The sequence below is a fragment of the Pseudomonas sp. RIT623 genome (assembly GCF_004519305.1).
GTDB lineage: Bacteria > Pseudomonadota > Gammaproteobacteria > Pseudomonadales > Pseudomonadaceae > Aquipseudomonas.
The window spans coordinates 16,570-29,752 of record NZ_SOZA01000052.1 but is presented as its reverse complement, the minus strand read 5'-3'; the positions used below and the strand labels follow the sequence as shown (position 1 = coordinate 29,752).

General features: G+C 67.2%; 10 protein-coding genes. 9 read left to right on the top strand and 1 reads right to left on the bottom strand.

Annotated elements, in window-relative coordinates; genetic code table 11:
• The first annotated feature begins 18 nt into the window (after positions 1-18).
• From E3U47_RS23330 to E3U47_RS23305, 6 genes are read left to right on the top strand one after another with little or no spacing between them, the layout of a single operon-like run.
• Entirely contained in the window at positions 19-978 is a 960-nt protein-coding gene (locus E3U47_RS23330) for a MoxR family ATPase (protein WP_134693940.1), read from the top strand.
• 3 nt (positions 979-981) lie between these two features.
• Positions 982-1,926 carry a DUF58 domain-containing protein gene (locus tag E3U47_RS23325; RefSeq protein ID WP_134693939.1) on the top strand — a complete coding sequence of 315 codons (945 nt, stop codon included), beginning with the start codon at positions 982-984 and terminating at the stop codon, positions 1,924-1,926.
• 13 nt (positions 1,927-1,939) lie between these two features.
• A complete protein-coding gene (locus E3U47_RS23320; protein ID WP_134693938.1) occupies positions 1,940-2,434 on the top strand; it encodes a DUF4381 domain-containing protein in 495 nt (164 codons plus the stop codon).
• Complete coding sequence (locus tag E3U47_RS23315) at positions 2,427-3,503, top strand: VWA domain-containing protein (protein ID WP_134693937.1); 1,077 nt, start codon at positions 2,427-2,429, stop codon at positions 3,501-3,503. Before E3U47_RS23320 ends, E3U47_RS23315 begins: the two co-directional genes overlap by 8 nt.
• Positions 3,500-5,218 carry a VWA domain-containing protein gene (locus E3U47_RS23310; RefSeq protein ID WP_134693936.1) on the top strand — a complete coding sequence of 573 codons (1,719 nt, stop codon included), beginning with the start codon at positions 3,500-3,502 and terminating at the stop codon, positions 5,216-5,218. Before E3U47_RS23315 ends, E3U47_RS23310 begins: the two co-directional genes overlap by 4 nt.
• On the top strand, positions 5,215-6,840 hold the full coding sequence (locus E3U47_RS23305) for a BatD family protein (protein ID WP_134693935.1): 1,626 nt from the start codon (positions 5,215-5,217) through the stop codon (positions 6,838-6,840). The genes E3U47_RS23310 and E3U47_RS23305 overlap by 4 nt, the downstream gene beginning before the upstream one ends.
• A gap of 82 nt (positions 6,841-6,922) precedes the next feature.
• Here the strand turns inward: E3U47_RS23305 and E3U47_RS23300 are convergent, their stop codons facing one another.
• Entirely contained in the window at positions 6,923-7,348 is a 426-nt protein-coding gene (locus tag E3U47_RS23300) for a DUF2628 domain-containing protein (RefSeq protein ID WP_134693934.1), read from the bottom strand.
• Between the two features lie 323 nt (positions 7,349-7,671).
• Here E3U47_RS23300 and E3U47_RS23295 point away from each other — a divergent pair, with 323 nt between their 5' ends.
• The 3 genes from E3U47_RS23295 to E3U47_RS23285 are packed head-to-tail and all read left to right on the top strand — an operon-like array spanning position 7,672 to position 13,141.
• Entirely contained in the window at positions 7,672-8,910 is a 1,239-nt protein-coding gene (locus tag E3U47_RS23295; protein ID WP_134693933.1) for an exonuclease SbcCD subunit D C-terminal domain-containing protein, read from the top strand.
• The gene (locus E3U47_RS23290; protein ID WP_134693932.1) at positions 8,907-12,551 is read left to right on the top strand and encodes an AAA family ATPase; all 3,645 of its coding nucleotides are present in this window, start codon (positions 8,907-8,909) and stop codon (positions 12,549-12,551) included. The genes E3U47_RS23295 and E3U47_RS23290 overlap by 4 nt, the downstream gene beginning before the upstream one ends.
• Positions 12,548-13,141 carry a glutathione S-transferase gene (locus E3U47_RS23285; protein ID WP_134693931.1) on the top strand — a complete coding sequence of 198 codons (594 nt, stop codon included), beginning with the start codon at positions 12,548-12,550 and terminating at the stop codon, positions 13,139-13,141. Before E3U47_RS23290 ends, E3U47_RS23285 begins: the two co-directional genes overlap by 4 nt.
• Positions 13,142-13,183: the final 42 nt, after the last annotated feature.

The following is a 13,183-nucleotide window of genomic DNA, read 5'->3' as shown; positions in this document are numbered from 1 at the left end:
CCCCAGGAACCGTCGACGATGGAACACCGTGAAGCGCTGATCGCGCTGCGCACCTTTCTCTCTTCCCAGATTCTCGGCCAGGAAAAACTGGTCGAGCGCCTGCTCATCGTGCTCCTGGCCGACGGCCACATGCTCGTCGAAGGCGCCCCCGGCCTGGCCAAGACCAAGGCCATCAAGGAGCTCGCCGAGGGCATCGAAGCCCAGTTCCATCGCATCCAGTTCACCCCCGACCTGCTGCCCGCCGACATCACCGGTACCGAGATCTACCGCCCGGAAACCGGCAGTTTCGTGTTCCAGCAAGGCCCGATCTTCCATAACCTGGTGCTCGCCGACGAAATCAACCGCGCCCCAGCCAAGGTCCAGTCGGCCCTGCTCGAAGCCATGGCCGAGCGCCAGGTCAGCGTTGGCCGCAGCACCTACGAACTGTCGCCGCTGTTCCTGGTGATGGCCACGCAGAACCCGATCGAACAGGAAGGCACCTACCCGCTGCCCGAAGCCCAGCTCGACCGCTTCCTCATGCACGTGAAGATCGGCTTCCCCGACGCCGCCGTCGAGCGGCGCATCCTCCTGCAGGCTCGCGGCGAGGCGCTGGGCGGCGAGGTCAAACCCGAGCGCCGGGTCAGCCAGCAGGCAATCTTCGCCGCACGCAAGGAAATCCTCGGCCTGTACATGGCCGACGCCGTGGAGGAATACCTGGTGCAACTGGTGATGGCCACCCGCACCCCGGCCAAGTTCGACAGCGAACTGGCCGACTGGATCGCCTACGGCGCCAGCCCCCGCGGCTCGATCGCCCTTGACCGCTGCGCCCGCGCCCACGCCTGGCTGGCCGGGCGCGACTTCGTCAGCCCCGAGGATATCCAGGCGGTGCTGTTCGACGTGCTGCGCCACCGCGTCATCCTCTCGTTCGAGGCCGAAGCCGCCGGGGTCGACCAGGACCGCGTGGTCCAGCGTATCCTCGACGTCGTCGCCGTCGCCTGACCCATGCCCACCGCGCACGTGGCCGAACCCGGTATCCGCATTGGCCTCGCCGAGCTGATCGACATGCGTCACCGCGTGCGCGAGATCCAGCTGTTCTCGCGCCCCGGCCAGCGCAGCCCGCTGGTCGGCCTGCACCACTCCCGGCTGCGCGGGCGCGGCGTCGACTTCGACCAGGTGCGCGTGTACCAGGCCGGCGACGATGTGCGCAACATCGACTGGCGCGTCACCGCCCGCACCCAGGAACCGCACACCAAGCTGTTCCATGAAGAGCGCGAACGGCCGATCTTCATCATGGTCGAACAGAGCCAACGGCTGTTCTTCGGCTCCGGATTGATGTTCAAGTCCGTGCTGGCAGCCCAGGCCGCCGCGTTGTTTGGCTGGGCCGCGCTGGGCCATAACGATCGCATTGGCGGCCTGGTGTTCGGCGACAGCGACCACCTGGAGATCAAGCCCCGGCGCAGCAAACAAAGCCTGCTGCAGTTGCTCAACCGCCTGGCCAAGGTCAACCAGGCCCTGCACACCGAGGCTGTGCCGCAACCCGACAGCCTGGGCCTGGCCCTGCGCCGGGCGCGCGAGGTGTTACGCCCGGGCAGCCTGGCCATCGTCATCTGCGACGAGCGCGCCCTCAGCGCCAGCGTCGAACAGCACCTGGCGATGCTCTCGCGCCATTGCGACGTGCTGCTGATGCCGGTCAGCGACCCCCTCGACCACGCTCTGCCAGCAGCCGGCCTGCTGCGCTTCGCCCAGCGTAGCGCGCAACTGGAGCTCGACACCCTCGACGCGACTCTGCGCCAAGCCTACCGCCAGCAAGCCGAAGCGCGCATCGAGCGCTGGGAGCTGCTGGCGCAGAAGCTGCGAGTGGTGCTGATGCCGCTGAGCACCCAGAGCGACATGATCGAACAACTGCGCGAGTACCTGAACGCACAACGTCCACGGAATACATCATGAACGGCGGCCAGCGATGAACCCGCTCGACCAGTTGCAGCCGCTGATCGCCCCGCAGGCGATCGGCCTGTGGCCGCCTGCTCCTGGCTGGTGGCTGCTGCTCGTCCTGCTGCCGTTGCTCGGCTGGAGCCTGTGGCGCCTGCGTCATTGGCGCCCACGCAAGGCGCGGGTGGTACGCGCCGAACAGCCCCTGGACCCGGTGCGCGTCGAAGCCCTGGCCGAGCTCGCCCGGCTGCCACGCCCCTACGACGGCGCCCCGGCCGGTGCCTGGCTGCAGCAGATCAACGCCCTGCTCAAGCGCCTGTGTCGCAACCATTACCCCGGCGCCAACAGCCACACCCTCAACGGCCGCCAGTGGCTGGCGTTTCTCGACAACCGCTGCCCGGCCGCCGGCCTGACGCGCTGGATGGTGCTGGTCGAAGGCGCCTACAAGCCCGAGTGCAAGCTCGACGACAAGGCCATCGCCGGCCTCGCCCAGGCGGTCGAAACCTGGATCCGCAAGCATGTTTGAACTGGCCTGGCCGTGGATCTTCCTGCTGCTACCGCTGCCCTGGCTGGCGCGCCTGCTGCTGCCTGCCGCCGACAGTGGCGAGCCGGTGCTCAAGGTGGGCTTTCTCGATGAGCTCGAGGGCCTGGCCGGTCGGCGCGCGCGACTGAACCTGCCGACCTGGCGCCAGCAGGCACCGTTCCTGCTGATCTGGTTGCTGCTGCTACTGGCTGCGGCGCGCCCGCAATGGCTGGGCGAGCCGGTGCCGGTGTCGGCCAGCGGCCGCGACCTGCTGGTGGCGGTGGATGTGTCCGGGTCCATGGACTTCCCCGACATGCAATGGCACAACGATGAAATCAGCCGCCTGGACCTGGTCAAGGCGCTGATGGGCGATTTTCTCCAGGACCGCCAGGGTGACCGGGTCGGCCTGATCCTGTTCGGCAGCCAAGCCTACCTGCAGGCGCCGCTGACCTTCGACCGGCGCACCGTGCGCACCTTCCTCGACGAAGCGCAGATCGGCATCGCCGGCAAGAACACCGCCATCGGCGACGCCATTGGCCTGGCGGTCAAGCGTCTGCGCCAGCGCCCGGCGCAAAGCCGGGTGCTGATCCTGATCACCGATGGCGCCAACAATGGCGGACAGATCCACCCGCTGACCGCCGCGCGCCTGGCCGCCCAGGAAGGCGTGCGCATCTACACCATCGGCATCGGCGCCAACCCCGAGGCCAGCGGCACCCCCGGCCTGCTCGGGCTGAACCCGAGCCTGGACCTGGACGAAGCGGCGCTCAAGGAGATCGCCGACATCACCCATGGCAGCTACTTCCGCGCCCACGACGGAGCCGAGTTGGACGCCATTGGCGATACCCTCGACCAGTTGGAGCCGGTAGCCCAGCAACCCACCCAGGCGCGCACGGCAAGCGAGCTGTATGCCTGGCCACTGGGCTTGGCGCTGCTGCTCAGCGTGTTGCTGGTGGTGGCCGTGCAATGGCCGGACAACCTGTTGCAACGCCTGCTGCGCAAGCCGCGCTTTTTGCAACCGCACCCGGAATGGCGTCAGCGCCTCAAGCGCCTGCGCCTGAGGAGGCGGCGATGATCGACCTCTGGCCACAATGGCTGCGTCCGCTCTGGCTGCTGGTGGTGCCACTGCTTGGCTGGCTGCTGTTCAAGCTCTGGCACCGGCGCAAGCGCGCCGGGCGTTGGCAACTGATCCTGCCGCAGCAATTCCATGCCGTATTGCTTGGCGGCGGGCGTGGCGGCAGCGGCAAGCTGCCGTGGGTCGCCCTGGGCCTGGCCTGGCTGCTGGTGGTGCTGGCGCTGCTCGGGCCAAGCTGGCAACGCCTGGAGGAAACCCGCCAGCGCCCGGCCGACCCACTGGTGATCCTGCTCGAGCTGACCCCACAGATGCTTGCCGAGGACAGCGCGCCAAACCGCCTGGAACAAGCTCGGCGCAAGGTGCTCGACCTGCTCGAGCACCGTCGCGACAGCCAGACCGCGCTGATCGTCTACGCCGGCTCCGCCCATACCCTGGTGCCGCTGTCCGACGACCTGGGCACTACCCGCAACCTGCTCGAGGCGGTGGACCCGTCTATCATGCCGCAGCCCGGCCAGCGTGCCGACCTGGCCGTGCAAAAGGGCCTGGCGTTGTTGGCCCAGAGCGGCCTGGGCCAAGGCCGCCTGCTGCTGATCGGCTCGGCGCTGGGCGAGCAGGAGCGCACCGGCATCCTCCAGGCCCTTGGCCGCCAAGGGCCGAGCCTGTTGATGCTGGGCATTGGCAGTAGCGAGGGCGCCCCCGTGCGCCAGGCCAACGGCGAGTATCTGAAGGACGCACAAGGTGGCATTCTCGTGCCGCGCCTGGACAGCGCTTCGCTCAAGGCGTTCATCAGCAGCACCGGCGGGCGCTACCGCCATGCCCGCATCGACGACCTCGACCTGCGCGGCCTGGGGCTGTTCGACAACCCACGCCTGCTGCACAACGACGGCCAGACCTTGCAACTGGACAGCTGGGCCGACCAGGGATACTGGTTGCTGTTGCCACTGTTGCTGCTCGCCGCCTGCGCCGGCCGGCGCGGTTGGTTGTTCTGCCTGCCGCTGCTGCTGGCGCTGCCGCAGCCAAGCCAGGCCTTCGAGTTCAACGACCTGTGGCTGCGTCCTGACCAGCAGGGCCAACGACTGCTGGAGCGGCAACAACCGGCCGCCGCCGCCAGGCATTTCGCAGACCCACAATGGCGCGGCATGGCCCTGTACCAGGCCGGCGACTTCGCGGGCGCGGCGGCGGCCTTCGCCCAAGGCAGTAGCGCCGCCGCGCACTACAATCGAGGCAATGCCCTGGCCCGCGCCGGTGAGCTGGAAGCGGCGCTGGACGCCTATGAGCAAGCCCTGGAGCGCCAGCCCGACCTCAAGCCTGCGCTGGACAACCAGGCGCTGGTCCAGCAACTGTTGCAGCAACGCCAGGCCAAGGCCCAGGAGCAACCCGCCGATGCCGATACCCAGGGCAGCCCGGGCAACAACACCGAGGGCAACAGCAGCTCGGCCAGCAGCCAGGTCCAGGGTACTCCCGGCAGCGACGAGCAGGCCCAGGTCCAGGCTTCCGGCGACAGCAACGGCAACACCCAGGCACCGCCCGGCAACGCCGGCGGCGATGATGACAGCGTCACCCAGCCGCCACAGCGGCCGCTCTCCACCAGCCTCGACGCCGAACAGCGCCAGGCCCTGGAACAATGGCTGCGGGAGATTCCCGACAACCCGGCAGAGCTGCTGCGGCGCAAATTCTGGTACGAACAGCAATTGCATCAGGAAAACCCACGATGAGTCGCCTCGGCGTCTGTCTTCTTGGCCTGCTGTGGAGCCTCGCGGCCCAGGCCGAACCTACCCTGCAGGCCAGTGTCGACCGTACACGCCTGGAAGCCGGCGAAACCCTGGAACTGACCCTCGAGAGCCAGGACGTGACCCAGTTCGGCAAACCCGACCTGCGAGCCCTCGAGCCCGACTTCGAGGTCCGCGGCACGCGCCAGCTCAACAGCCTGCACAGCCTGGACGGCGAAACCCGCGCCAGCACCCGCTGGATCATCACCCTGCTACCACGGCGCAGCGGCAGCCTGAGCATTGCGCCACTGCAACTGGGCCAGTCCCGCAGCCAGCCGATCGAGCTGCAGGTGCAACAGGCCGACAGCCAGCGCCCGGACGTGGCCTCCCAGGTGTTCATCGAGGCCACCCTCGACAGCAACGCTGTGTATGTCCAGGCCCAGGCCGTGCTGACCCTGCGCATCTACCACTCGGTGGCGCTGTACGACGACAGCAGCCTCAGCCCGCTACAGCTGGAAAACGCCAAGGTCGACCCGCTGGGTGAATCGCGCACCTACGAAAAAGACATCAACGGCGTACGCCATGGCGTGATCGAAACCCGCTACGCGCTCTACCCGCAACAGAGCGGCCCGCTCGAAATACCGCCACTGAAGTTCACCGCCACCGCCGCCGACAACGGCGAGCAGCCTGCCGGCACGCCACGGGTCGGGCGCCAGGTGCAGGTCAGCTCGCTGCCGTTGCGCCTGGAGGTCAAGCCGATCCCCGCCGGCTACCCGGCCGACCGCCCCTGGCTGCCGGCGCGCAGCCTGACCCTGGAAGAACACTGGAACCCCGACCCGGCCCAGCAAGCCACGCAAATCGGCGACTCGCTGACGCGCAACGTCACCCTGCGCGCCGAGGGCCTGTCGAGCACCCAGTTGCCGCCGCTGCCGGCTACCGAGGCCGTCGGCCTGCGCCGCTATCCGGACCAACCGCTGCTGCGCAACGAAATCAGCGAGCGCGGCATGATCGCCAACCGCGAGGAGCGCGAGGCGCTGGTGCCTACCCACAGTGGTCAACTGGCGCTGCCAGCGCTGGAAGTCACCTGGTGGAACACCCGCGAGGACCATCTGGAACACAGCAGCCTGCCGGCACGCACCCTGGATGTGCAGGACAACCCAGCCCTGAGCGCGGAAACCCCGGTCGGCGAAAGCCGTGTCGGCAACGCCCTGCTCTGGCCTTGGCAACTGGCCACGCTGGTGCTGGCCCTGACCACCCTGGCCGGCTTCGCCTTATGGTGGCGTGCCCGCTCGCAACCGGCGGTATTGCGCGCCGCACAGAGCGGCCCAAGCCCACGGACCCTGCTCGACGACCTCAAGCGCGCCTGCCAGGCCAACGACCCGCAGGCCACGCGCCAGGCACTGGATGCCTGGGCGCGGCAGCAGCCGGAAACCCTGGCCGAGATGGCGGCGCGTTTCGTGCCGTTGTCCGATGCGCTGGATGGGTTGAATGGGGCGTTGTACAGCGAGAGTGGCCAGTATTGGCATGGCGATGAGCTGTGGCGGGCGATCGGCGCCATCCCACCCGCCGAACAGGTGCTGACACCGGCCGGGGAAACCGGCAACCTGCCGCCGTTGTATCCGAAATGAAGCGGGCGCTATCACCGCATCGGTGATGAGCGCTCGCCTACGGCCAGGCATGGCGCGAGCAGCGCCGCCCTGTGCGTGCCGCCTACTTCTCGAACGGGTTCCAACCTTGCTGGCCCTTGACCTCTTTGAGGTAGTAGGCGTAGTTGGTCACGGTGGCCCACAGCGCCGCCAGGCCACAGTTCACGCCGGTGTCCACGGCGCGTGGCAGCTCAGTGCCGGTGATGCCTTCGTAAAAGCCCAGCGCCACCCCGATAAGCACCGAAATACCCAGCAACGCCAGGTTTTTCTTCCACAGGCCGAGCACGAACAGGTAGATCGGGCCGAAGAAGAACGCCAGCCAGTTCATGTTGATCAGCAGGCGCTTGCCCAGCGGCAGCGCCTTGAAGGCTTGCTTGAAGCGTGGGTCACGAGGGCCGCCGCTCTGCTCGAAGAAAGCGAAACGCTCCTGCCATTTCGGCTTGTAGCGGCTCAGGTCGGCCGGGGCCTGGGTTTGCGGAATACTTTCCATTGCAGATCCTTTGACATTCGATAAAGCGGGTATCACACGGCGACAGCATCCCTGCCAGCACGCGCATGGTTACTGAAACCCTCAACCCACGCGCAAGCGCGCCACGGACGGTATCCGGGACGACGATACGAATGGGAATGACGCGATGCGGGGTTTCATGAAACATCCTTGTTTCAAAATATTAAACCATTCACGGGAATATCCAACAAGCGACCATGCCGACGCCGATGCCCAAGGCCGACTTGGGTTACCATACGCGCCCTTGCGCGAGCCCATTCATGACACGCGGCGGCTTGCCTGATTCGACAAACCACAGGTCAACCATGCGTCTGTTTCACACCTCCGACTGGCACCTGGGCCAAAGCCTGCACGGCCAGGAACGCGACTTCGAACACGCCTGCTTCCTCGACTGGCTGCTCGGCCAACTGCACCTGCGCCAGCCCGACGCCCTGCTGATCGCCGGCGACATCTTCGACACCGTCAACCCGCCGGTCAAAGCCCAGGAACGTCTCTACGACTTCATCGTCCAGGCCCACGAACAACAGCCCAAGCTGGATATCGTGATGATCGCCGGCAACCACGACTCCGGCTCGCGCATCGAGCTGCCGGCGCCGCTTATGCGCCGCCTGCGCACCCATGCCCTGGGGCGTGTGCACTGGCTCGATGAAGGCCAACTGGACGCCGAGCGCCTGCTGATTCCGCTGACCAACGCCCGCGGCAAGGTCTGCGCCTGGTGCCTGGCCCTGCCCTTCCTGCGTCCGGCCGAAGTCACCGGCCCCGCCCTGGGCGACGATTACCTCAAGGGCATCACCCTGGTACATGAACAACTGATCGGCGCCGCGCAAAAAATCCGCAAGAAGGACCAGGCACTGGTCGCCGTCAGCCACGCGCACATGGCTGGCGGCAGCATCAGCGAGGACTCCGAGCGCAGCCTGATCATCGGCAATGCCGAGGCCCTGCCGGCGCGGCTGTTCGACAAGGCCATCAGCTACGTCGCCCTCGGCCACCTGCACAAGCCGCAGAAGGTCAACCGCGAGGAACGCATCCGCTACAGCGGCGCGCCGATCCCGTTGTCGTTCGCCGAGATCAACTACCCGCACCAGGTGCTGGAAGTGGAGCTGGCGGGCAGCGAACTGGTCAGCGTCGAGGCGCGCCTGGTACCGCGCGCCGTGGCCCTGCAACGGGTCGGCCCGGCGCCGCTGGGCGAGTTGCTCGAACAACTCGCCCAGTTGCCGGTGATAGACCTGCTCGAAGACCCCAACCGCCAGCCCTGGCTGGAGGTGCGGGTGCGCCTGGACGAGCCGCAACCGGACTTGCGCCAGCAGATCGAGACCGCCCTGCACGGCAAGGCCGTGCGCCTGGTGCGTATCAGCGCCGAGTACGCCGGAACCGGGCGCCAGGACGACGATGAACAGGCGTTCGTCGAGCTGGCCCAGATGACCCCGCAGGACCTGTTCGGCCGTGCCTGGCAGCAACAGTACGGCAACCCCGCCGACGAGCAGGCCCTGGCCGACTTTGCCGAGCTGCTGCAGGACGTGCTGCAAGAAGAGGAACAGCCATGAAGATTCTCGCCATCCGCCTGAAGAACCTGGCCTCCCTCGCCGGCCCCATCGACATCGACTTCACCGCCGAGCCTTTGGCCAGCGCCGGCTTGTTCGCCATCACCGGGCCCACCGGCGCCGGCAAGAGCACCCTGCTCGACGCCCTGTGCCTGGCCCTGTTCGGCAGCGTGCCACGGTTGAACGACATCAAGCGCGAAGCCAAGGTGCCAGACGGTGACGAAGAAATACCCACCTCCGACCCGCGCAACCTGCTGCGCCGGGGCACTGGCAGCGGCTTTGCCGAAGTGGATTTCGTCGGTATCGACGGGCGCCGCTACCGCGCCCGCTGGGAAGCCAACCGCGCCCGTGAGAAGGCCAACGGCAAGCTGCAACTCAGCCGCCAAAGCCTCTACGACCTGGACAGCGATCAGTTGCTGGGTAGCGGCAAGAACGAATACAAGCAGTTGGTCGAGGCCCGACTGGGCCTGAATTTCGAGCAGTTCACCCGCGCGGTGATGCTGGCCCAGAGCGAGTTCGGCGCCTTCCTCAAGGCCGACGACCGCGAGCGCAGCGAGTTGCTGGAAAAGCTCACCAACACGGCGATCTACACCCGCCTCGGCCAACGCGCCTTCAGCAAGGCTCGGGAAACCGGCGAGGTTCACAACGACCTGAAGAAACAGGCCGAGCACCTGCTGCCGATGGCCGCCGAAGCCCGCGCCGCCCTCGACCAGGAACTGGAACTGGCCCAGCAACAGTTCAAGGCCGACCAGTCGCGCCAGCGCCTGCTCGAGCAACAGCGCACCTGGTTCGAAGAACAGCAGCGCCTGCAGGCCCAGCAGCATGAGGCCGGCACTGCCCTGCAAGCCGCCGAGCAGGCGTGGCAGCAACTGGCCGAGCAGCGCGTCGACCTGCAACGCCTGGAGCGCCTGGCGCCCCAGCGCCACCAATTCCATCGCCAACAGCACCTGGCCGCGCAACTGGCCCCGGTGCAGGCGGATATCGACCAGCAACAACGCCAGCAAAGCGATCTGCAGCAACATATCGACGCACTGCAGCAGTCCCTCGGGGCCGCCCGCCAGCACCTGGGCCAGCAGCAGGCCCAGCAAGGCGAAAACGCTCCGCGCCTGCGCCAGGCCTTCGCCGCTCAAGGCGACATCGCGCGCCTGGACAAGGACCTGGCCGAGCAGCGCGAAGCCTGTAACCAGGTCGAGCGGGAGGCCAGCGCGGGCCAGCAGCAGCTGCAACAGCTGGAAGACCATCAGCAGCGCAGCCAGCAGCAGCTGTCGCAGATCGATGCCGCCCTGGCCGAAAGCCAGCACCTGGCCAGCCTCGCCGACGCCTGGCAGGCCTATCTGCCACAGCTCAAGCAGGTCATGCTGATCGGCGGCCGCCTGGCCAAGGGCCGCGAAGAGCTGCCCGGACTGCAGGCCCAGGCCAGCCAGGCCAACGCCCAACTACAAGGGCAACGCGAACATTTCGAGCTGCTGTTCCGCGAGGCCGGTGCCGAACCCGATGCGTTGGCCGAGCAGGTCGATCTGCTCGGCGCCATGCTCCAGGACAACCGCAAGCAACAGCGCGCCGTCGAAGAGCTGGGCCGCCTGCATGGTCGCGAGCAAGAACTGCGCCAGGCCATCGCCGCCCTGCGTGAACGCCAGCAGCAAGCCATGCAGCGGCGCCAGCAACTGATCGGCGAAGGCACCGCGGCCAAGGCCGAACTGGAAAGCGCCGAGCAAGCGCTGACCCTCACCCGTCAATTGCTCGAGCGCCAGCGCCTGGCGCGCAACACCAGCGTCGAGGAGCTGCGCGCGCAACTGCGCGACGGCGAGCCTTGCCCGGTCTGCGGTAGCGCCGAACACCCGTTCCACCAGCCCGAAGCGCTGCTGCACAGCCTTGGTCGGCACGACCAGGCCGAAGAAGAGGCGGCGCACAAGCAAGTCGAGCAGCTCAATGGCAAGCTGGTGGAACTGCGCACCGAACTGGGCGTGGTCAATGCCCAGCTCAAGGATTACCAGCACCAACAACAGCAGCTCGGCGAGCAGTTGCAGCCTGTGACCGAACAGCTCCAGGCCCATGCCCTGTGGCCGGCGCTTGCCCCGCAGGACGACGCGGCCCGCGGCAAGTGGCTCGACGGCCAGTTACGCCGCCTCGGCGAGGAGATCGACCGCGACGAGAAACGTCAGGGCGCCCTGCTCACCCTGCAAAAGGATGCCGCTCGCCTTACCCAGCAATTGCAGGCCGCAGGCGAGGCCCAGCAACAGGCGCAGCGTCACCTCGACCAGCAGCACCAGGCCCTGGCCGCCGACGCCCAGCAACTGCAGCAAAGCCTCGACGACCTGGGCAGCGTGCTGCCCCAGGACATTCTCCGGGCCCTGCGCGACGATCCGGCCAACGCCTTCCTCGGCCTCGACCAGCAGATCGCCCAGCGCCGCCAACAGCTCGACCTGCGCAAGGACGAGCAGCAAGAGCAACAGGCCCGTCAAGTCCAGCTCGACAAGCTGCGCGACCAGCAACAGACACGCCTGCAAGGCCAGCAGCAACTGCAACAGAAACTCGCCGCGCTGGACGCGCAACATCAGCAGGCCCGCGCCACCCTGGGCGAGCTGCTTGGTGAACAGCCCAGCGCCGAAGCCTGGCAACAGCACATGGACTCCCAGCTGGAACAGGCGCGCAGCGCCGAGACCGACTGCGCCCAGAAACTGCAAGCGCTGCACACCCAAAGCGTGCAACTGGCCGGCGACCTCAAGGCCAACCAGCAGCGCCAACAGGCTTTGGAACAGGAGCACCAGCAGTTGCAGGGCGAAATCGCCCAGTGGCGCGGCGCACATCCAGAGCTGGACGACGCCGGCCTCGATCGCCTGCTGGCTATCGACGACGCCCAGCTTGGCGAGCTGCGCGAGCAGTTGCAAGCCGCGCAGAAAGCCGTCGAGCAAGCCCGCGTGCTGCTCCAGGAGCGTGAGCAACGCCTTGAACAACATGCCGCTCAAGCCCAGGGCGACGTCCCCGTCGACACGCTGGAACAAGCCCTGGCCGAACTCCAGCAGCAACTGGCCGTTCACGAGCAGCACTGCGCCGAGCTCCGCGCCCGTCAGGCCGACGACCAGCGCCGTCAGCAGGCCAGCCAGGCCCTGGCCGAGCAGATCGAGCAGGCCTATCAGCAATGGCAGCGCTGGGCGCGCCTGAATGCGCTGATCGGCTCGGCCTCGGGCGATGTGTTCCGCAAGATCGCCCAGGGCTACAACCTCGACCTGCTGCTGCACCACGCCAACAGCCAGTTGCGCCAGTTGGCCAGACGCTACCGCCTCAAGCGTGGCGGCAGCGCGCTGGGCCTGCTGGTACTGGACACCGAGATGGGCGACGAGCTGCGCTCGGTACACTCGCTGTCGGGCGGCGAAACCTTCCTGGTCTCCCTGGCGCTGGCGCTGGGCCTGGCGTCGATGGCCTCCAGCACCCTGCGCATCGAATCGCTGTTCATCGACGAGGGCTTCGGCAGCCTCGACCCCGAGTCGCTGCAACTGGCCATGGACGCCCTTGACGGCCTGCAGGCCCAAGGCCGCAAGGTGGCAGTGATCTCCCACGTGCAGGAGATGCACGAACGCATCCCGGTGCAGATCCAGGTACGCCGCCAGGGCAATGGCCTGAGCGATGTCGAGGTGTGCGGGTGATTCTCTACTCGTTCCGCCGCTGCCCCTGGGCCATGCGCGCGCGCCTGGCCCTACGCTATGCCGGGTGCGCGGTGCAGGTAGTCGAAGTGAAGATGAAGGAAAAGCCGGCCGAGCTGCTGGCACTGTCGCCCAAGGGCACGGTGCCGGTGCTCGATAGCGGTGACGGGGTGCTGGAAGAAAGCCTCGACATCATGCGCTGGGCCCTTGAGCAGCACGACCCCGAGGATTGGCGCCTGCTGGCCGACCCGGCTGCGGCGCGCCAGGCCGATGCGCTGATCACCCGCAACGACAGCAGGTTCAAGGCGCAGGTAAACCTGTACAAATATGCCGAACGCTATCCCGAATATTCCAGGGCGCATTATCGACAACAGGCCGAAGCCTGGCTGGCCGAGCTGGAAAACCTGCTCGCGGACCGAGCATTTCTGTTTGCCAATCACCCAAGCCTGGCCGACGCCGCAGTGCTGCCGTTGATGCGCCAGTTTGCCGGGGTCGAACCCGAATGGTTCGCCGAGGCGGCTTATCCGCGACTGCGCAGCTGGCTGCAAGGATGGCTGGATTCGGCCTTGTTCAACGCCATCATGGCCAAATGAAACGCTGTCACAGCGCCAGGATTGGCGCGGACATCAGCAACA

Bases quoted from the DNA above. Each gene is read 5' to 3' on its own strand.
- E3U47_RS23330 (WP_134693940.1), top strand. From the start codon at position 19: ATGGAACACCGTGAAGCGCTGATCGCGCTGCGCACCTTTCTCTCTTCC.
- E3U47_RS23325 (WP_134693939.1), top strand. From the start codon at position 982: ATGCCCACCGCGCACGTGGCCGAACCCGGTATCCGCATTGGCCTCGCC.
- E3U47_RS23320 (WP_134693938.1), top strand. From the start codon at position 1,940: ATGAACCCGCTCGACCAGTTGCAGCCGCTGATCGCCCCGCAGGCGATC.
- E3U47_RS23315 (WP_134693937.1), top strand. From the start codon at position 2,427: ATGTTTGAACTGGCCTGGCCGTGGATCTTCCTGCTGCTACCGCTGCCC.
- E3U47_RS23310 (WP_134693936.1), top strand. From the start codon at position 3,500: ATGATCGACCTCTGGCCACAATGGCTGCGTCCGCTCTGGCTGCTGGTG.
- E3U47_RS23305 (WP_134693935.1), top strand. From the start codon at position 5,215: ATGAGTCGCCTCGGCGTCTGTCTTCTTGGCCTGCTGTGGAGCCTCGCG.
- E3U47_RS23300 (WP_134693934.1), bottom strand. From the start codon at position 7,348: ATGGAAAGTATTCCGCAAACCCAGGCCCCGGCCGACCTGAGCCGCTAC.
- E3U47_RS23295 (WP_134693933.1), top strand. From the start codon at position 7,672: ATGCGTCTGTTTCACACCTCCGACTGGCACCTGGGCCAAAGCCTGCAC.
- E3U47_RS23290 (WP_134693932.1), top strand. From the start codon at position 8,907: ATGAAGATTCTCGCCATCCGCCTGAAGAACCTGGCCTCCCTCGCCGGC.